The sequence below is a fragment of the Bradyrhizobium lablabi genome (assembly GCF_001440475.1).
Classification (GTDB): Bacteria; Pseudomonadota; Alphaproteobacteria; order Rhizobiales; family Xanthobacteraceae; genus Bradyrhizobium; species Bradyrhizobium lablabi.
The window spans coordinates 33,066-50,838 of sequence record NZ_LLYB01000037.1 but is presented as its reverse complement, the minus strand read 5'-3'; the positions used below and the strand labels follow the sequence as shown (position 1 = coordinate 50,838).

The window sequence follows — 17,773 nt, the reverse complement described above, 5'->3', positions numbered from 1 at the left end:
TCGGCGGCAACCGCCGGTTCGGGATCCGGCCGGGCCGGCGGGGCGTGGGCTGCGGCCGCTGCACCTGCAGCCAACAGATCCTCATGGCTCGCCACCGAGACGGCCAGTTGCTTGACCAGGATGCCGAGTTCGCTGATCTCGCCGACCACGGCCTGGATGCGGTCGGAGCTTGCGGAGTTCGCCGACACCAGGCGGCCCTCGACGGCGGCGAGCCGGCGGCCGAACTCGGCGACCTGACGCGCAAGGTCGGCGGTGCCGCGGGAAAGATCTGCGATCTGGCCGCCGACGTCGGAGCGATCGCGCAGCCGCATCGACACCGCGTTGTAGAGGATCAGAAAGGTCAACGCGGTCAGCGCTACGATCGCGGATTCGGTGCCGCTGAAACCCGCCACCGCATGCAGGACGAGGCCGAGGGAGGCTGCAACCAGCACCATGCAGATGGCGATGAAAATCGTCGAAATGCGAATCATGTCGCGCGCTACGCCCTCAGGTCCGAACTGGTCTTATCCGGGAAAACACGGAAGTTTCAGGCATCGTCGAACTTGCGCTGTCCCAAGCGCTGCAACCTTAGCACCAATGTTGATTCGCAGAGCTAGTGTTCTTTGGACACGGCCGGAACTGAAAACCGAGAGCGGCGCCGTAAGGCAGCGTTCAACCGTCAGATGTCCATCTGGCGCGCCTGCCATCGCCGTCGCGTTGCCGCCAAGCCCAGCAAGGTCGCCATCAGGATAAGGCCGGCCTGCAAATGCCTGTTGTCCCTTGCGGGCGACCGGCGCCTGTCGCGCCTGCTCGCTGGCGGTGCCGGAGGCGCCTGCAGGATCGACCTGGCGGAGTCCCTCGCGGCTCCGATCTGGTCGGGTTTGAGCGGACTGGCCTTGACCGCCACGCGCAGGCGGCTGGCGAGCGAGGGGAAGTGCGGCGTCTTTTGCCTGAGTTTAACGGCAGCAAGCCCCGCGCAAATTGCGGCGATCATCGCCAGCAAGGCGCCGACCGCGCCGAAAGCCCAGAACTGCCCGTAATGGATCTCGATCCAGCGAAACAGCGCGGTGATGCCGACAAGGCAGGCAGCGATCATGAAAATGCCGGCTGCGGCGAACAGGCCGGCGGCGATGGCATAGGAAGTGATCGTCGAGGTCGCCTGATCGGTGCGGTCGCGGAGATAGGATCGCGTCGCCAGTTTGACCTGGTTCAGCTTCAGTTCCATCCCGGCGCGCAGCAAGCTGCTCGAAGGCGCGAGCATGTCCGCATCCCTCAACCGGCGGAAGCATGATCGCTTCCCGCCGCTGGAGTGAACGCGGGCTGGTTTCGAATGTTCCTACCGGGTCAGGCCCGATGCAGCCGCTACCCGACCGCGCGGATGACCTTGCCGACCTTGTCCACGATTTCGCCGATCTGGTCCTCGGTGACGATCAAGGGTGGGGTCAGCGCCAGCGTGTCGCCGACGGCGCGGAGCATGATGTCATTGTCGTGGAAGGCGCTGTTGAGCCCGGCAAAGCCGCGCTTGCCCACCCCGTCCGCCGACGGCGCAAGGTCGATGCCGGCAGTCAAACCGATGGTGCGGATATCGACCACGTTGGGCTGGCCCTTCAGCGACATCACAGCGTCGGCGAACTTGGATTCGAGCGCGTTGGCCCGCTCGAACAGCTTCTCGTCGCGGTAGATGTCGAGTGTGGCAAGGGCCGCGGCGCAGGCGAGCGGATGTGCCGAATAGGTGTAGCCATGGGTCAGCTCGACCATGTGCTCGGGTCCGGTCATGAAGGCGTCATGGATGGTGTCGCGCACCAGCACGCCGCCCATCGGGGCTGCACCATTGGTGACGCCCTTGGCGAAGGTGATCATATCCGGCAGCACGCCGTAGCGCTCGGCGGCAAAGGCAAAGCCGAGCCGGCCGAAGCCGGTGATCACCTCGTCGAAGATCAGGAGGATGCCGTGCTTCTGGGTGATCTCGCGCAGCCGCTTGAGGTAACCCTTCGGCGCCGCCAGCACGCCGGTCGACCCTGCCATCGGTTCGACGATCACGGCGGCGATGGTGTTGGCGCCATGCAGGTTGACGAGGTCCTCCAGCGCATCGGCGAAATGCGCGCCGTATTCCGGCTCTCCCTTGGTGAACGCCTGCTTCTCGCGGTCATAGGTCGCCGGCAGATGGTCGACGCCCGCCAGGAGCGAGCCGAAGATCTTGCGGTTGCCGACGATGCCGCCGACGGCCGTGCCGCCGAAGCCGACGCCGTGATAGCCGCGCACGCGGCCGATCAGGCGTGAACGGCCGCCCTGGCCGTTGATCTGGTGATAGGCGAGCGCGATCTTCAGTGCGGTATCCGCCGCCTCCGAGCCGGAATTGCAGAAGAAGACGTGGTCGAGGCCTTTCGGCGCCAGCTCGGCGATGCGGCTTGCAAGCTCGAACGCCTGCGGAATGCCAAACTGGAATGGCGGCGCATAGTCCAGCGTCGCGGCCATCTTGGCGATGGCGTCCGAAATTTGCGCGCGGCCGTGACCGGCATTGGTGCACCACATGCCCGCGGCAGCATCAATCAGCTTGCGGCCGTCGGCGGTGAAATAGTGCATGTCCTTGGCACCGGCGAGCAGCCGCGGGTTCTTCTTGAACGCCCGGTTCGCGGTGAACGGCATCCAGTGCGCGGCGAGATCGTTCGGAACGTTGACGCCGGTGGGGCGGGGGCTCTTGTCCAGCATGGGCGGCCTCTTGATGTCTGGGGCGTTGGGCTAGCGCCAAACTATCATTTTCGCCGCGATACGGGAACGTCGGCGCGCCGTGATATTTGCGCGCAACTGCAGCAAATTCAGAGGTCCGCTGCGGCGATCCAGAACACTTCGCCCTCGGAATCCTCGGTATCGAGCCAGAGCAGCGGCAGGTGCGGATAGGCGGCTTCGAGCTGCGGACGGCAGCGGCCAATCTCGCACAACAGCCCGCCCTGCGGTGTCAGGTGCGCGGACGCCTCGTCGAGGATGCGACGGACGATATCGAGACCGTCGGCGCCGCCGTCGAAGGCGAGTTTCGGTTCCGCGCGGCATTCGCGCGGCAGGTCGGCCATGCCTTGCGCATCGACATAGGGCGGATTGGAAATGATGAGGTCGTAGCGCTTGCCGTTGAGCGGCCTGAACAGGTCGCCGCGGTACAGCGTGAGGCGATCCTCAAGCCCGTAATCCCCGACATTGCGCGCGGCGACTTCGAGCGCGTCCTTTGAGATATCCACCGCGTCGACCGCGGCATTCGGAAAATTCCGGCTGGCCAGAATGGCAAGGCAGCCCGAGCCGGTGCAGAGGTCGAGCACGCTTTCCACCGCGCCGGCGTCCGCGAGCAGCGAACCGGCCTCGTCGTCGCCGTCGCCGCCGAAATGCTGGTCCAGCAATTCGCCGATGAAGGAGCGCGGCACGATGGTGCGCTCGTCGACATAGAAGGGCAGGCCGCGCATGTAGATCTTGTTGACGAGATAGGCGGCGGGCTTTCGCGTCGTGACGCGGCGCGCGATCAGATCGAGGATCTTTTTGCCTTCAGCCGCCGAGACCCGCGCGGTCGCGAAACTCTCGAACTGGTCGGGGTGCAGGTGCAGCGCCTCGCAGACGATGAAGGCCGCTTCCGCCACCGGATCGGTGGTGCCGTGTGCAAATACCAGTCTGGCTTCGACGAAGCGGCTGACGGCATAGCGGACGAAATCGAGCAGCGTCAGCAATTCGCCCACGCCGACCTTGGGCAGTTTCATCTGGCTGGCGCTGCGCTTCGCCGCCGGTTTCGCACGTCTGGCCATCAGGATTTGGTCCAGCGCGCCGCGGCCGCGTCGTCATGGTCGCGCGCTTCGATCCAGCTGGTGCCTTTTTTGCTTTCCTCGCGCTTCCAGAACGGCGCGTTGGTCTTGAGGTAGTCCATCAGGAATTCCGCTGCTTCGAAGGCTGCCTGGCGATGCGGTGACGCCGTCACCACCAGCACGATGTTTTCGCCCGGCGCGATGCGGCCGAACCGGTGAATGATGGTGAGGCCCTGCAACGGCCAGCGCGACAGCGCTTCATCGGCGTGGCGCCCGATCTCGGCTTCCGCCATGCCGGGATAATGCTCAAGCGTCAGCGCCGCGATCGGTTCGCCGTTTTCGCTGCCGCGGCAAATGCCGCTGAAGGTGACGACAGCGCCGATATCGGTGCGACCTTTGGTGAGCGCCGCGATCTCCTGCGCCGCGTCGAAATCGGCTTCCTGGATGCGAATGGTCGCGGTGACGGACATGGGTAAAGATCAACCGCCGGTCATCGGCGGGAAGAATGCAATCTCGCGCGCGCCCGAGATCGCGGCGTCCGGCCTGACATGGGCGTGGTCGATCGCGGCGCGAATCACCTTCGGCTTTTCGAAGGCGTGGGCGTAGGTCTCGCCGCGGCTGGAGAGCCAGCCGATCAAATCGCTCACCGTGCGCACGTCGGCCGGCGGCTCGACGGTTTCCTCGGCGAGGCCGACCCGCTCGCGCACCCACGCGAAATATTTGACCCTCATCCCTCATCCTCCTTGATGAGGTGATGGATGCCGGCGCGGAAATAGTCCCAGCCGGTGTAAATCGTGAAGATCGCGGACATCCACAACAGGACGATGCCGATCAGGGTGGTCGCGGGCAGAATCTGCTCGCCGGCCTCGCCGGCAATCAGGAAGCCGATCGCGACGAGCTGGATGGTGGTCTTCCATTTCGCCAGCTTGGTCACGGGGACGCTGACCCGCAACGCCGCGAGATATTCCCGCAAGCCAGAGACCAGGATCTCGCGGCACAGGATCACGATGGCGGCCCAAAGCGTCCAGCCATGGATGCTGCTGTCGGCTGCCAGCATCAGGAGGCAGGACGCCACCAGGAGCTTGTCCGCGATCGGATCGAGCATCCGGCCGAAAGCGGATTGCTGGTCCCAGATTCGCGCATAGTAGCCGTCGAGGTAGTCCGTCACCGCAGCGGCAATGAAGACGGCCAAGGCCACCCAGCGCAGCCACAGCGGGCCGTCCAGGATGGACTGGGCGAAAACGCAGCCGACCACCACCGGAATGGCGGCAATGCGGGCGTAGGTCAGGATATTCGGCAGGGACAGGGTCTTGGTCTGCCCTTTGGCTGTTGCGATGTTCATCCGTCTTACCAATACCGCTGGAACGTGAAGGTCAACCGTGCGGGCCTAGATCATCTGTCGCAGGCGACGCCCAAATGACATGCCCTTCGACTGGAAGTCCCCTTAACCCGCCTGAGCATGGAAAAACTCGAAGATCTTGCGGGCGCTTTCGGCGCTAACGCCTGGAACCTTGCCGAGGTCCGCGATCGAGGCGCGCTCGATCTCCTTCAGCGTTCCGAAGTGGTGCAGCAAGGCACGTTTGCGTGACGGGCCGATGCCCGGGATTTCCTGCAAACCGGCTTCCCTGATGTCCTTTTTCCGCAGTTTACGGTGCGAGCCGATCACGAAGCGATGCGCCTCGTCGCGCAGCCGCTGGATGAAATACAGCACGGGATCGCGCGGTTCGAGCTTGATGGCCTCGCGGTCGGGCATGAACAGGGTCTCCCGTCCGGCATCGCGGTCCGGGCCTTTTGCCACCGCCATCAGCGAGACCTGGGTCAGTCCCAGGCCCCCAAAAATCTCCCTGACGGCGTTGAGCTGGCCGCGGCCACCGTCGATGATGACGAGGTCGGGCCATTGCGGGAACGAATCGTCGTCGGCTTTCGCTCCAGTTTTTCCTTGGGCCGCGTCGCCCTCCGGCGGCTTCAACAGCCGCTTGAAGCGCCGCTCCAGCACCTCGCGCATCATTGCGTAGTCGTCGCCGGGCGTCAGTCCCTCGGACTTGATGTTGAACTTGCGATACTGGTTTTTGATGAAGCCATCCGGCCCCGCCACGATCATCGCGCCGACGGCGTTGGTGCCCTGGATGTGGCTGTTGTCGTAGACCTCGATGCGTTTGGGCACCTGCGGCAGTCCGAGCGTGGCGGCTATCGATTCCAGCAGCCGGCTCTGCGTCGCCGTATCGGCGAGCTTGCGGCCAAGCGCCTCGCGCGCATTGGTCAGCGCATGCGTGACCAATTCCTTTTTCTCGCCGCGCTTCGGCACCGAGACTTCGACCTTGTAGCCGGCCTTCACGCAAAGCGCGTCGGCCAGCAACTGGCATTCGTCGATCTCATGCGAGAGCAGGATGAGTTTCGGCGGCGGCTTGTCGTCGTAGAATTGCGCGAGGAACGAGGCCAGCACTTCCTCCGGCGTGAACGATTTCTCCGCGCGCGGGAAATAGGCGCGATTGCCCCAGTTCTGTCCGGTGCGGAAGAAGAATACTTCGACGCAGGAATAGCCGCCCTCCTGATGGATGGCGAACACATCGGCTTCTTCCACGGTGCGCGGATTGATGCCTTGCTGCGACTGGATCGCCGACAGCGCGGCGAGACGGTCGCGATACAGCGCGGCGGTCTCGAATTCGAGTTCGGTGGATGCCTTCTCCATCTCGGCGGCGAGCAGCTGCTTCACGGCGTGGCTGCGGCCGGAGAGAAAGTCGTTCGCCTCGCGCACTAGCTCGCTATAGCCGGGAAAGTCGATCTCGCGGGTACAGGGACCCGAGCAGCGACGGATCTGGTAGAGCAGGCAGGGCCGCGTGCGGCTTTCAAAAAAACCGTCGGTGCAGGAGCGGATCAGGAACGCGCGCTGCAGCGCCGTGATGGTGCGGTTGACGGCGCCGGCGGAGGCGAACGGCCCGAAATATCGTCCGGGCCTGGTTTGCGCGCCGCGATGCTTGAGGATCTGCGGCGCCCAATGGTCGCCGGTGATCAGGATATAGGGAAACGACTTGTCGTCGCGAAGTTGCACGTTGAAGCGCGGCCGCAGCTGCTTGATCAGGTTGGCTTCCAGCAGCAGCGCTTCGGTCTCGGTGGTGGTGGAGACGATCTCGACCGTCACGGTCGCCGCGATCATGCGCAGGATGCGCGCCGGCAAGGGCGCGTTGACGCGGGCATAGGACGACAGCCGCTTGCGGACGTTCTTGGCCTTGCCGACGTAAAGCACGTCGCTGGCAGCATTGAGCATGCGGTAGACGCCAGGCGAGGTCGGCGCCAGCCGCACCGCGTTCTCGATGGCCGTGTGGCCGATCGCCAGCGGGCCTTCGGCGATCGCCCCGGCAGGCTCTTCGGGCGCTTCCGGCAGGCGCGCCTCGTCGTCCTCCTCGGCGGCTGATGTCGCGGGATCGACGTCGGCGGCGGTCAGGTCCTGTGGCGGCAAATCCGGCTGGGAACCCCGCCGCGCCCTGCGCGGAGGCTTCGGCTGGTCGGTAGAATCGTGATCCATGGGGCCTAAATTATGCGCTGCAGGGCAGCATCGCCAGCGCTTGTGGTGCTGCTCGCGGGGAGGGGCGCCGGTAACGCATTCTTAAGAATGATGAGCGGGCAAGTAACTCGACTTAACAACCCTTTAACTTAAAACTCTCGATAAATCTTAGCGAAAAAAGTGGAGTTCCGTAACCAGGCCGGTCTCGTCGACCGGCAGGGTCGCGGTGTTGCGTGGAGTTGCGTGATGAGCAAGGTGGTGTCGGGCGCGCTGGCGCTGATCGCTGCAGGCTGGACGATGTCGTCGCAGGCGGCCGACCTCAATTACGGACGCATGTATACCGGCAACCAGCGGTACGACGCCTATAGTTGGGCCGGCCCCTATCTCGGCGGCAACCTCGGCTATGCCTGGGGTTCGGTCGCGAACAATCCGAGCAAGCCGTCCGGCTTCGTGGGCGGCGTCCAGGCCGGCTATAATTGGCAGAACGGACCGTGGGTGTTCGGCCTCGAAGGCGACATTCAGGCGACCGGCGCCGAAGAAACCTTCGCGCCGTGGAAGTTTTCCAATCCCTGGTTCGGTACGGTTCGCGGCCGCGCCGGGTATGCGTTCAACAACGTCCTGTTCTTCGGCACCGGCGGTCTCGCCTTCGGTGAACTGCGCGCCTCCACGTTCGGTCTGACGGAATCCCATACCAATGCCGGCTGGACGCTTGGCGCCGGCGCCGAGGTGGGCCTGGACAGGAACTGGAGCGCCAAGATCGAATATCTCTATGTCGATCTGGCCAACAGCAATTTCGTCATTACAGGTGCGTCAAACGGCTACCGGTTCGGCTTGATACGGGCCGGCGTGAACTATCGCTTCTGAGAACAAGAAACTGACAGTTACCATCTCCCGGCGGCAGCAAGTCGCCGGGATTTTTTTGCTTTCAAGCTGGGGTGCGCGTCGCATCGCGAATCCCAACGCTCTGGGCGGCGGGGTCATGCCCAGCGTCGTCTTCGCAGCAAGAATTCAGTCCGCGTTCCGCGTGAGCGTCAGCTCACGATGAAATCACCAGGTTGACCGCCTTGGGGCCTTTGCCCTTCTTGTCCGGTTCGACCTCGAACGTAATGCGCTGCCCTTCAGTCAAATCCTTCAATCCGGCCCGTTCGACGGCAGTGATGTGAACGAACACATCGCGGCCGCCATCATCGGGCTTGATGAAGCCGTAGCCGCGTTCTCCGTTGAAGAACTTGACTGTTCCAGTCATGGCCATCGGGAAACTCCTCCCCCGTATTGCTCTGCCCCTACGCGTACCTCGCGTATCGGCCGACCGGACATTCACTGCCGGAAGCTTGGCCACCTAGGTTGATCGGGATCAATGCCGCCGATCGGCCTGGATTTTTATTCGGCCTTGATCACTCCGCCGCAACCATTCGCGGAAGCGGAACGTAAAGCCAGTCCCAACGGCTTGAGCATAATACTGTTTCGCGTAAATTGCCTACGGTCCATTCGCACTTTTCGCTCATGGCTGGGCGCTTTAGGCGTAACTCTTAAGGCTTGGGTGTCTCCACCCTGAACCGGCCGGCCCCGCCCTGGCCGAGCGGTTTTTCGAGTTCGGGTAGAATTGTCTTCAATTCACCCGCAAGCGTCCATGGCGGATTGACGATCAAAAGTCCGGTGGAGGCAAGCGGGCCGCCAGCCTCCTGTGGAGCGACACTGAATTCGAGCCGCAGACATTTCCCGGCCGGCTTACTGGCTGCGGCAGCGCCTGCGACCAGCCGCGCCAGCGTATCGGTGGCGCGACGGCTCTTCACCGGATACCAGATCAGATAGCTGCCGGTCGGCCATTTCGCGTAGGCCTCCGCGAATGCGCCGCCCAGCCTTTCGAACTCGTCCTTCTGCTCGAACGCGGGATCGATCAGCACCAGACCGCGCCGCTCGTTGGGGGGTACGAAGGCCGGCAATGCGGTCCAGCCGTCGAGATCGACCACCCGCGCCTGGCTGTCGCGGCGCAGCGCATCGACCAGTTGCCGGCGGGCTCCAGGCTCGATTTCACAGGCTGTCAGACGGTCCTGCGGCCGCAGCAGCGCGCGGGCGATCAAGGGCGATCCGGGATAGGCTTCGAGCTTGCCCGGCGGGTTGAATGCCCTGACGATATCGAGGTAGGGGGTGACCAGCGGCAGCGCGCTTTCCGAAAACCGCGCCTGCATCACCCGTGCAATGCCGGTCAGCCATTCGCCGCCGCGGCGCGCCTCCTCACCGGTGAGATCGTAGCGCCCGGCGCCGGCATGGGTGTCGATGACGCGAAACGGCGCCTGCTTTTCCTGCAGGTAAGTCAGCATCCGCACCAGCACGATGTGCTTGATGACATCGGCAAAGCCGCCGGCGTGAAAGGCGTGTCGGTAGTTCATGGTGGGAGGAGTTACGACATTGGGACGAGGAAAGTAACCCATGTTGTCAAGGCGGCGAGCGGCGGGATGACGTCTCCAATTGAATTGGTGAGATGCCGGAGTCACCGGAGGTAAATTTGCAATCGGTCATTTCATGCCGGCGCCGGCGTTGATTTCGCGATCAGTGGTTATTCGCCGAATGATGTCATCGTCACCTCGGACCACTGTAAACTTCAAAGGCTCGGACGATTCCCTTGTTTTCAATCTCGGCAGCAATGGATCGGCCCGGCTGAGCTTCGGCGATCTTCGCAGCCCGGATATTCGTGCCTGACGCAAGCTTTGCGGAGAAGGGCCCGGCCATCCACGTGCCTTGCAGACGACAATAAAAGCCGTGGATGGCCGGGACGCAGACAGGTGTAGCCAGTCTGCGCAGGGCGGATTGCTATGCTTGGGCAAGTATGACGGAAGCGGGGATTCAGCCGCCCCGCACCGGCGGCATCACCACCTCGTCGCGGCGGCAGGCGCGACGGTCGATTTCGTCGCAAGCGCGGAATTGCATGTCCTTGCTCAGGCAGATCCGCACCTCGCTCAGGCGGCGGCTCGAGCAGACCACCGAAATCGCCGAGCTGCTCAGGCCCGGGTTGACCTTGATGAAGGCGGCTTCGAGATCGCCGGGGGCGATGGTTTTCTGCTCGGATAATTCGAGGAATTCCTCGGGGATTTTCACCGCTGCGCGCGCCTTGCGGACGCTTTCGAAATAGGCGCGGGCGCCGAGGCCGGAGCAGGTGCCATGCTTGTCCCACTCGTTGAAGATCAGGCCGGGCGCCGGCATCAGGTCCAGCATCGAGGTCATGATGTTGCGATCGAGTCGCGGGGAGGGCCGCTGGCAATATTCGGGAAAGCCGCGCTCATATTGCGGCCACAGGCCATGAACCACGAAGGAATAGGGGCGGCTGCACTGGACCTGCGAACGCCCGCTATTGCCGCGCTCGGCCGCCGCCTCGCAGAAGGACGGCGACCATGACAGGGCCAGGACGTAAAAATCGAACTCGCCCGGGGCGTTCTGCCGGCGGTCCTGGGCGGACGCCAATCCGGCGGAGACGGCAACAAGCGCCAACGAAATCAGAAGTCGCGAAATAACAAATCGGTGCATCCAACGCCCCTCTACTGGACTACCGCGAGCCTAGCAGGGAGCCGGAACATTTCAAGAACAAAATTAGAGAATCCCGAATCCAGGCAGGCCGGCTTGGCCCAACGAACGCCGGGATCAGGGGCGGGCGGCCCTGCAGGCCGGGCTGTAGGCCCAATTGCGGTCAAGCCCGGTCACGCACCATTCGACGCCCTGGCCGAAGCCGGCAAAGCCGCCATCCTCGATGATCGAGTAGTGCACGCTGCGCATCTTGCCGTCGCTCAGCATCACATCGCCGCTGCAGTAGCGGCGCGGAATGTTGTCGGACTGCCAGGGCCGAAACGCGGTTTCGTGGATCCGGCCGAAGCCGGTGATCACCAGCGCCGAATTCCAGAACTTGCCTTCCTTCTCCTGGAATTGCGTCGCGATGGTCGGCAGCGCCCGCTCGCATTCGGCGACGCGGCCGTCATATTTCGGTCCGAACAGGCCGAAATTCAGCTCCAACGGGTTGGCGGCCTGGGCGGCGTGGCTGGAGGCCAGCAGGGCGAGCGCCGCCGTCATCGGGCCGAGAGCTCTCAAGGATTTGAACAGGTTGCGCATGGGGAATCCGCCGGTAAACCAACGCAGGGGACGGTGCCGCGAAGCCCCGACAAGGTCAAGTGCAGCGCGGCAACACCTGACGACCAAGTCCGCCCCGTGCTGCAACGATTCTTTTCACGGCCATCGGCGCACACTATGGTGGACGTCGAGCGAAATGGAGTCTGCGATGCGAAGAATTCTGGCCGCGAGCCTGATTGCCATGGGCCTGGTAGTTATGGGCGGGATGCTGGCGGGGGCGCCGGCGCAGGCGCAGTGGTTCGACATCGACACGGTGCCGCCGTTCAAGGGCAATGACACCGGTGGCATCATCGCCTACCCGCTCGCGCAGCAGGCCGATGCCCGTCAGCTCGCAGTCGACCACTGCGCCCGCTACGGCAAGGTGGTGAAATTCCTCGGCGTGCAGCCCAATTACGGCGGCTATGTTTCGTTTGCCTGCCGCTGGGTGCCCTATGGTGCTGCTGAACGGCCACTGCGCACGCTTTACTGAGCACGACCTCCAAAGCTTTCCCCGGCTGGACATGTTTTCGCCACGCAAAGCGTGTGTCACTTCGCGCGCGCACGATAGCGTTGAATAACTCAGGGGAGCGCACGGATGAGACGACTGCTTCTTGTGTCCTGTTCGGCAATAGGTTTGCTGGCCGTGTTGCCGGCTAGCGGTGCCATTGCCGTGGAATTGCCGATGCGCAAGGCCGGACTGTGGGAGATGAAGGTGCTGAGCGGCGGCACGGTGCCCGAGATGACGATGCAGCAGTGCACCGACGAGACCACCGACAAGGATATGAGCACTGCCATGGCGCCGATGGCCAAGGAGATCTGCTCCAAGCAGGACATCCAGAAGACGGCGAGCGGCTATGTCACCGATTCCGTCTGCGGCATTGGCGGCATCACGGTCAAGTCACGCGCCGAAATCATCGGCGACTTCAATTCCGCCTACACCGTGAAAACGAGTTCGAAGAGCGAAGGTGGCCTGGCCGGCGCCGCGCGCGACAGCAACAGCACGATCGAGGCCAAATGGGTTGGCGCCTGCAAGGCCGATCAGAAGCCCGGCGACATCATCATGCCCGGCGGCATGAAGATGAACGTCAAGGACATGGAAAAGATGAAGGCGCTGATCCCGAAGAAGTGAGGCGTCGTAGCCCGGATGGAGTGCAACGCAATCCGGGATTTCTGATTCAATCGATCGACCTGTCCCGGATTGCGTTTCGCTCCATCCGGGCTACGGGGCCTCCATTTCTTATACCGGCACCCTGACTGCCGCGCGCAGGCCGCCCATCGGGCTGTCGCTGAGCGTGATGTCGCCGCCATGCGAGCGGGCGATGTCGCGGGCGATGGCGAGCCCGAGGCCGGTGCCGCCTTCGTCCTGGTTGCGGGCATCGTCGAGCCGCAGGAACGGCTTGAACACTTCCTCGCGCATGTTGGCGGGAATGCCCGGCCCGTCGTCGTCGACCGTCACAGTCAGATAGCGATGATCGCGGTGGCCGGTAATGGCGACCGTGTTGGCATGGCGCGCCGCGTTGGAGACGAGGTTGGCGATGCAGCGCTTGAACGAGGCCGGCTTCACCGTCACCACAGGCAGGCCGTGGAATGACACCGTCGCGGTGTGGCCGTGGCGTTCGGCATCGCTGCGCAGTTCTTCCAGCGCCATCGTCATATCGGTCGGCTGCGCGATCTCGCCGCTGTCGCCGCGCGCGAAGGCGAGATAGGCCTCCAGCATGCCGGCCATTTCGTCGACATCCTTGCGCATGCCGTCGACTTCGGGACTGTCGCCGATCAGCGCGAGCTCGAGCTTGAAGCGGGTCAGGATGGTGCGCAGATCGTGGCTGACGCCGGCCAGCATCGCGGTGCGCTGCTCAATCGAGCGCTCGACGCGCGCCTTCATCTGTATAAACGCCTGCGCCGCCTGCCGCACCTCGCGTGCGCCGCGGGCGCGGAAGTTCGGCACCTCGCGTCCCTTGCCGAAACTTTCGGCGGCCTCCGCCAGCCGCAGGATCGGCCTGATCTGGTTGCGCAGGAACAGCACCGCGACGATCAGCAGGATCGACGAGGTGCCGAGCATCCAGAAGATGAAGATCTCCGAATTGGACGCATAGGCCGCGCTGCGCTGCGCGAACACCCGCATCACGGCGTCGTCGAGCTGGATGCGGATTTCGACGAGGTTGGATTTGCCGACGGTGTCGATCCAGAACGGACGGCCGATCTGGCGGCCGAGCTGCACCGAGAGCGTCTGGTCGAGCAGCGAGAAGAACGGCTTCGGTCCGGGTTGCGGCATGTCGCCGACGGGGAGGAAATCGACGACCAGTTGCAGCCGCTGGCCGATGCGGCGCAACTGCGCGCGGTCCTTGTCCTGCGGAAATGCCTTGTAGACGTCGATCAGGCTGGCGATGTCCTGCACCACCGCCGCCGACAGGCGTCGCGTCACCGTGTTCCAGTGCCGCTCCATGAACACGAACGCCACGACCGTTTGCAGGATCACCATCGGCACGATCATGATCAGCAACGCGCGGGCGTAAAGGCCGGTCGGCATCCAGCTCTTGAACGCGTTGCCCATCCAGCCATTGGCCCGGGAGACGCGTTGCGACGCATTGCGGATGAACGTAAGGCCGGTGTCGAGCGTACTCATAGCTGGCTCAGGGCGACGCAACCAGGCGATAGCCGATGCCACGCACCGCCTGCAGGAACAGCGGATTGGCGGGATCGCGCTCGATCTTGCGGCGCAGGCGGTTGATCTGCACGTCGACCGCGCGTTCATTCACCGTGCCGCCGCCGGTCAGCGCCGCGCGCGGCACCGTCTCTCCGGGGCTATTGGCCAGAATGCGCAGCATTTCGCGCTCGCGATCGGTGAGGTGAATGATCTCCTCGCCCTCGCGCAGCTCGCCGCGATCGAGATGGAAAACGTAAGGGCCGAACGCGATCTGCTCCAGCGCTTCCACCGGCGGCGGCGCGGAGCGCTTCAGGATATTGCCGATCCGCAGGATCAGCTCGCGCGGCTCGAACGGCTTGGCGACGTAATCGTCGGCGCCGATCTGCAGGCCCTCGATCCGCGCCTCCGCCTCGTGGCGCGCCGTCAGCATGATGATCGGCACCGAGGACGAGGTGCGAATGAACCGCGCCAGGTCGAATCCGGTTTCGCCGGGCATCATGACGTCGAGGATCAGGAGATCGAAATGCAGGCCGAGCAGTTTGGAGCGCGCATCGGTCGCGCTCGACGCGGTCGTGACGCGATAGCCCTCGCCGGACAGAAACCGCGACAGCAGATCGCGGATACGGCGGTCGTCGTCGACCAGGAGCAAATGCGGGGCGTCGTCGGCGAGTTGCCGCGGCGCGCGCGCGGCGGCTGTAGCCATGGTTGCTGCTTGCGCCACGATCACTCCCTTGGCTTTTTGCTGCCAGTCCCGAAGATCGCCTCCAACACCTTGTCGGGGTCGTCGCGATCGATCATCGCGCGCAGGAACTGGCCGATCGCCGCAACGCCTTCGGGGTTGATGTCCCGGAGCGCGCGGGTGATGCGGTCGGTCTGCAACCCTGCGAGCTTTGCCACCAACGCTTCGCCCTTCGGGGTGGCGTAAAGAAGGCGCTGCCGGCGGTCGTTATTGCCGGTCTTCTGGATGATGTAGCCCTCGTCGAGCAATTGCTTGAGCACCCGGCCAAGCGACTGCTTGGTGATTCGCAGCACGTCCAGGAGGTCGGCGACCTTCAGGCCGGGATAGCGGTAGACGAAATGCATCACCCGGTGATGGGCGCGGCCGAAGCCGAAAGCCTCAAGCTCATGGTCGGCGTCGCCCACGAAGTCGCGGTAGGCGAAGAACAACAGCTCGATAATGTCCCAGCGCAATTCCCCAAGCCGTGGGGCAGGGCTGGTGGCCCCCTGCGAATCGGGGCTGGTTGGGCCCCTTGAGAAATTTATGTCAGTCATGTTGACATATCTTGGGTTCAATGTTACAAAACTACCAGCCACGACGAAACTTTAAGTCGTTTCGAACTTGGTGACGTGTCAGGCAGCCGGAAAAAGCCAACGATGGCGGCAACGGCCGCAAATTGAACTACCGTGCGATTGTCGAGCGGCATTTCGGCAAACATACTGGACTTCGGCATCCCGCAAAAGCATGTCCTCACGGACATGACGGCGCAGGAACCGGCCGCGTGGTGGTGAAGGTCCAGACCTTATCAGGCCAGCAGGCCCACAGAGGCAGGCCGGCGCCAAATCGCGCCGATTTCGACAGCGGNGAAGCAAGGGAAATGAGCTTAAAATTCGAAATCCAGCCGGCGGCGAACCCGANCCTCCGAAAAGGAACGCACGGCACGGCTCGTCGACCCCGGCTTCGGCCGGGTTTTCACCGATCACATGGCGATCGTCCGCTACAATCAGGCCAAGGGCTGGCATGATGCGCGCGTCGAGGCCCGCGCGAATTTCACGCTCGATCCGGCCACCGCCGCACTGCACTACGCGCAGGAAATTTTCGAGGGCCTGAAGGCCTATAAGCGCGACAACGGCGTGAACCTGTTCCGCCCCGACGCCAATGCCCGCCGTTTCCGCGATTCGGCCGAGCGCATGGCCATGGCGCCAGTGCCCGAGTCCCTGTTCATCGAAGCGGTCGAGCAAGTCGTGCGCATCGATAGCGCCTGGATACCGGGAGGCGAGGGCAGCCTTTACATGCGGCCCTTCATGATCGGGAGTGAGGTGTTTCTCGGCGTCAAGCCGTCAGCCGAATACATCTTCGCCGTCATCGCTTCGCCAGTCGGCTCCTACTTCAAGGGCGGACCGGCGCCGGTGACGATCTGGGTGTCGGAGAACTACACGCGCGCCGCGATCGGCGGCACCGGGGCCGTCAAGTGCGGCGGCAATTACGCCGCGAGCCTGCGCGCGCAGGCCGAGGCCATCGAGCACGGCTGCGATCAGGTGGTCTTCCTCGATGCGGTCGAGCGCCGCTATATCGAGGAACTCGGCGGCATGAACGTCTTCTTCGTGTTCGACGACGGCTCGCTCTCGACGCCGCCGCTCGGCACCATCCTGCCCGGCATCACCCGCGACTCGATCATCGCGCTGGCAAAGGATTCCGGCACGGTCGTGCGCGAGGAGCTCTACACGATCGATCAGTGGCGCGCGGATGCCGCCAGCGGCAAGCTGAAGGAGGCGTTCGCCTGCGGCACCGCGGCCGTCATCTCGCCGATCGGCAAGGTCTGTTCGGCGAGCGGCGATTTCCAGATCAGCGGGGGCGTCGCCGGCCCTGTCGCCATGGGGCTGCGCAAGAAGCTCGTCGATATCCAGTACGGCCGTGCGGCGGACCCGCACGACTGGGTCAGAAAGGTCCTGTGACCGGCGGCGGAATTCTTCCGCCGCTCAAGCGATAGATCACTTTAAGCGTTCGGTAGCGCGCGTCTCGTCGAGTCGCGCGAGGCTGGCGTGCGGCCAATCGAAACAATGCCAATCCAGGAGGAAACCATGGGAGTTTCGTTCGACAAGATCGACGGCGTCATCTGGTACGATGGCAAATTGGTGCCGTGGGCCGACGCCAACGTCCACATCCTGACCCATGGCCTGCATTATGCGAGCTGCGTGTTCGAGGGCGAGCGCGCCTATGGCGGCAGGGTCTTCAAGAGCACCGCGCATTCCGAGCGGTTGAAGGCCTCGGCCAACATCCTCGATTTCGAGATTCCTTATTCAGTCGCCGAGATCGACGTCGCCAAGCAGCTCGTGATCGACAAGAACAATCTGCCGGACGCCTATCTGCGGCCGATCGCCTGGCGCGGTTCGGAGATGATGGGCGTGTCGGCGCCATCAAACACCATCCATCTCGCCATCGCTGCCTGGAACTGGCCGAGCTATTTCGAGCCAGCCGAGAAGCTGAAGGGCGTTCGCATGTGCATGGCCGAATACCGGCGGCCGGATCCGGCGACTACCCCGGCGATGGCCAAGGCGTCGGGCCTCTACATGATCTGCACCATCAGTAAGCACAAGGCGGAGCGCGCCGGCTATGCCGATGCCATGATGCTGGACTGGCAGGGCCGCGTCGCCGAGTGCACCGGCGCCAACATCTTCTTCATCAAGGATGGCAGGATCCATACGCCGATCGCCGACTGCTTCCTCGCCGGCATCACCCGCGCCACGGCGATCGACCTCGCCAGGCGCCGTGGCATCGAGGTGATCGAGCGCCGCATCATGCCGGAAGAACTCGACGGCTTCACCGAGTGCTTCATCACCGGCACCGCCGCCGAAGTGACGCCGGTCTGCGAGATCGCGAACTGGAAGTTCACGCCCGGCAAGATCTCTGAGCAGTTGATGGCGGACTACGCAGCCGAAGTGCAGCCCAAGGGAAAGGCCGCGGCTGCCTAAGGCGCGGCTTTTTCGCTTGGCCGATCTCTCTTCTCGTCTTCACTTGCTGGAGAGGGACATTTGGCCTGATGCGCTCGCCGCGTA

The 17,773-nt window shown here is 63.8% G+C and carries 19 protein-coding genes and 1 pseudogene; 5 read left to right on the top strand and 15 right to left on the bottom strand.

Annotated elements, in window-relative coordinates:
* The 8 genes and pseudogenes from CQ14_RS03675 to uvrC form a co-directional block, all read right to left on the bottom strand.
* Positions 1–470 (bottom strand): annotated as a pseudogene (locus CQ14_RS03675) (EAL domain-containing protein); the annotation flags it as partial.
* Between the two features lie 188 nt (positions 471–658).
* Positions 659–1,240 (bottom strand): phage holin family protein, encoded by a 582-nt coding sequence (locus tag CQ14_RS03670; RefSeq protein ID WP_057856580.1) that lies wholly within the window; start codon positions 1,238–1,240, stop codon positions 659–661.
* 101 nt (positions 1,241–1,341) lie between these two features.
* Positions 1,342–2,688 carry an omega-aminotransferase AptA gene (gene aptA / locus CQ14_RS03665; protein WP_057856579.1) on the bottom strand — a complete coding sequence of 449 codons (1,347 nt, stop codon included), beginning with the start codon at positions 2,686–2,688 and terminating at the stop codon, positions 1,342–1,344.
* A 107-nt stretch (positions 2,689–2,795) separates the two neighbouring features.
* Positions 2,796–3,761, bottom strand: coding sequence for a 50S ribosomal protein L3 N(5)-glutamine methyltransferase (gene prmB, locus CQ14_RS03660; RefSeq protein ID WP_057856578.1), 966 nt, complete (start codon positions 3,759–3,761; stop codon positions 2,796–2,798).
* Positions 3,761–4,228: a molybdenum cofactor biosynthesis protein MoaE gene (locus CQ14_RS03655; protein WP_057835868.1), complete on the bottom strand. Its 468-nt coding sequence runs from the start codon at positions 4,226–4,228 to the stop codon at positions 3,761–3,763. Before CQ14_RS03655 ends, prmB begins: the two co-directional genes overlap by 1 nt.
* Positions 4,229–4,237: 9 nt before the next feature.
* The gene (gene moaD, locus CQ14_RS03650; protein WP_057856577.1) at positions 4,238–4,489 is read right to left on the bottom strand and encodes a molybdopterin converting factor subunit 1; all 252 of its coding nucleotides are present in this window, start codon (positions 4,487–4,489) and stop codon (positions 4,238–4,240) included.
* A complete protein-coding gene (pgsA, locus tag CQ14_RS03645) occupies positions 4,486–5,100 on the bottom strand; it encodes a CDP-diacylglycerol--glycerol-3-phosphate 3-phosphatidyltransferase (protein WP_057856576.1) in 615 nt (204 codons plus the stop codon). The genes moaD and pgsA overlap by 4 nt, the downstream gene beginning before the upstream one ends.
* Positions 5,101–5,202: 102 nt before the next feature.
* Complete coding sequence (gene uvrC, locus CQ14_RS03640; RefSeq protein ID WP_057856575.1) at positions 5,203–7,281, bottom strand: excinuclease ABC subunit UvrC; 2,079 nt, start codon at positions 7,279–7,281, stop codon at positions 5,203–5,205.
* Between the two features lie 225 nt (positions 7,282–7,506).
* On the opposite strand from uvrC, the gene CQ14_RS03635 reads away from it, so the two are divergent.
* Positions 7,507–8,124 carry an outer membrane protein gene (locus CQ14_RS03635; RefSeq protein ID WP_057856574.1) on the top strand — a complete coding sequence of 206 codons (618 nt, stop codon included), beginning with the start codon at positions 7,507–7,509 and terminating at the stop codon, positions 8,122–8,124.
* A gap of 172 nt (positions 8,125–8,296) precedes the next feature.
* On the opposite strand, the gene CQ14_RS03630 is transcribed toward CQ14_RS03635, so the two are convergent.
* The 4 genes from CQ14_RS03630 to CQ14_RS03615 all read right to left on the bottom strand — a co-directional run bounded on the left by CQ14_RS03630 (position 8,297) and on the right by CQ14_RS03615 (position 11,358).
* Positions 8,297–8,512 (bottom strand): cold-shock protein, encoded by a 216-nt coding sequence (locus CQ14_RS03630; protein ID WP_028350729.1) that lies wholly within the window; start codon positions 8,510–8,512, stop codon positions 8,297–8,299.
* A gap of 277 nt (positions 8,513–8,789) precedes the next feature.
* Positions 8,790–9,650, bottom strand: coding sequence for a 23S rRNA (adenine(2030)-N(6))-methyltransferase RlmJ (locus CQ14_RS03625; RefSeq protein WP_057856573.1), 861 nt, complete (start codon positions 9,648–9,650; stop codon positions 8,790–8,792).
* A gap of 454 nt (positions 9,651–10,104) precedes the next feature.
* Positions 10,105–10,782, bottom strand: a complete 678-nt coding sequence (locus CQ14_RS03620; protein WP_057856572.1) for a ribonuclease T2 family protein — start codon at positions 10,780–10,782, stop codon at positions 10,105–10,107.
* 114 nt (positions 10,783–10,896) lie between these two features.
* Complete coding sequence (locus CQ14_RS03615; protein WP_057856571.1) at positions 10,897–11,358, bottom strand: hypothetical protein; 462 nt, start codon at positions 11,356–11,358, stop codon at positions 10,897–10,899.
* 166 nt (positions 11,359–11,524) lie between these two features.
* On the opposite strand from CQ14_RS03615, the gene CQ14_RS03610 reads away from it, so the two are divergent.
* Both CQ14_RS03610 and CQ14_RS03605 read left to right on the top strand, forming a co-directional pair.
* Positions 11,525–11,845: a hypothetical protein gene (locus tag CQ14_RS03610; protein ID WP_057856570.1), complete on the top strand. Its 321-nt coding sequence runs from the start codon at positions 11,525–11,527 to the stop codon at positions 11,843–11,845.
* 105 nt (positions 11,846–11,950) lie between these two features.
* The gene (locus CQ14_RS03605; protein ID WP_057856569.1) at positions 11,951–12,484 is read left to right on the top strand and encodes a DUF3617 domain-containing protein; all 534 of its coding nucleotides are present in this window, start codon (positions 11,951–11,953) and stop codon (positions 12,482–12,484) included.
* A 108-nt stretch (positions 12,485–12,592) separates the two neighbouring features.
* Here CQ14_RS03605 and CQ14_RS03600 read toward each other — a convergent pair whose 3' ends face one another.
* The 3 genes from CQ14_RS03600 to CQ14_RS03590 are packed head-to-tail and all read right to left on the bottom strand — an operon-like array spanning position 12,593 to position 15,271.
* On the bottom strand, positions 12,593–13,978 hold the full coding sequence (locus CQ14_RS03600) for an ATP-binding protein (RefSeq protein ID WP_057856568.1): 1,386 nt from the start codon (positions 13,976–13,978) through the stop codon (positions 12,593–12,595).
* Between the two features lie 7 nt (positions 13,979–13,985).
* Complete coding sequence (locus CQ14_RS03595; RefSeq protein WP_057856585.1) at positions 13,986–14,702, bottom strand: response regulator; 717 nt, start codon at positions 14,700–14,702, stop codon at positions 13,986–13,988.
* A 20-nt stretch (positions 14,703–14,722) separates the two neighbouring features.
* A complete protein-coding gene (locus CQ14_RS03590) occupies positions 14,723–15,271 on the bottom strand; it encodes a MarR family winged helix-turn-helix transcriptional regulator (protein WP_082649689.1) in 549 nt (182 codons plus the stop codon).
* Positions 15,272–15,635: 364 nt separating this feature from the next.
* On the opposite strand from CQ14_RS03590, the gene CQ14_RS03585 reads away from it, so the two are divergent.
* Positions 15,636–16,672, top strand: a 1,037-nt coding sequence (locus CQ14_RS03585; RefSeq protein WP_245320175.1) for a branched-chain amino acid aminotransferase, incomplete at its 5' end; no start/stop codon positions are given.
* A 126-nt stretch (positions 16,673–16,798) separates the two neighbouring features.
* On the top strand, positions 16,799–17,689 hold the full coding sequence (locus tag CQ14_RS03580; protein WP_057856584.1) for a branched-chain amino acid aminotransferase: 891 nt from the start codon (positions 16,799–16,801) through the stop codon (positions 17,687–17,689).
* Positions 17,690–17,773 lie beyond the last annotated feature (84 nt).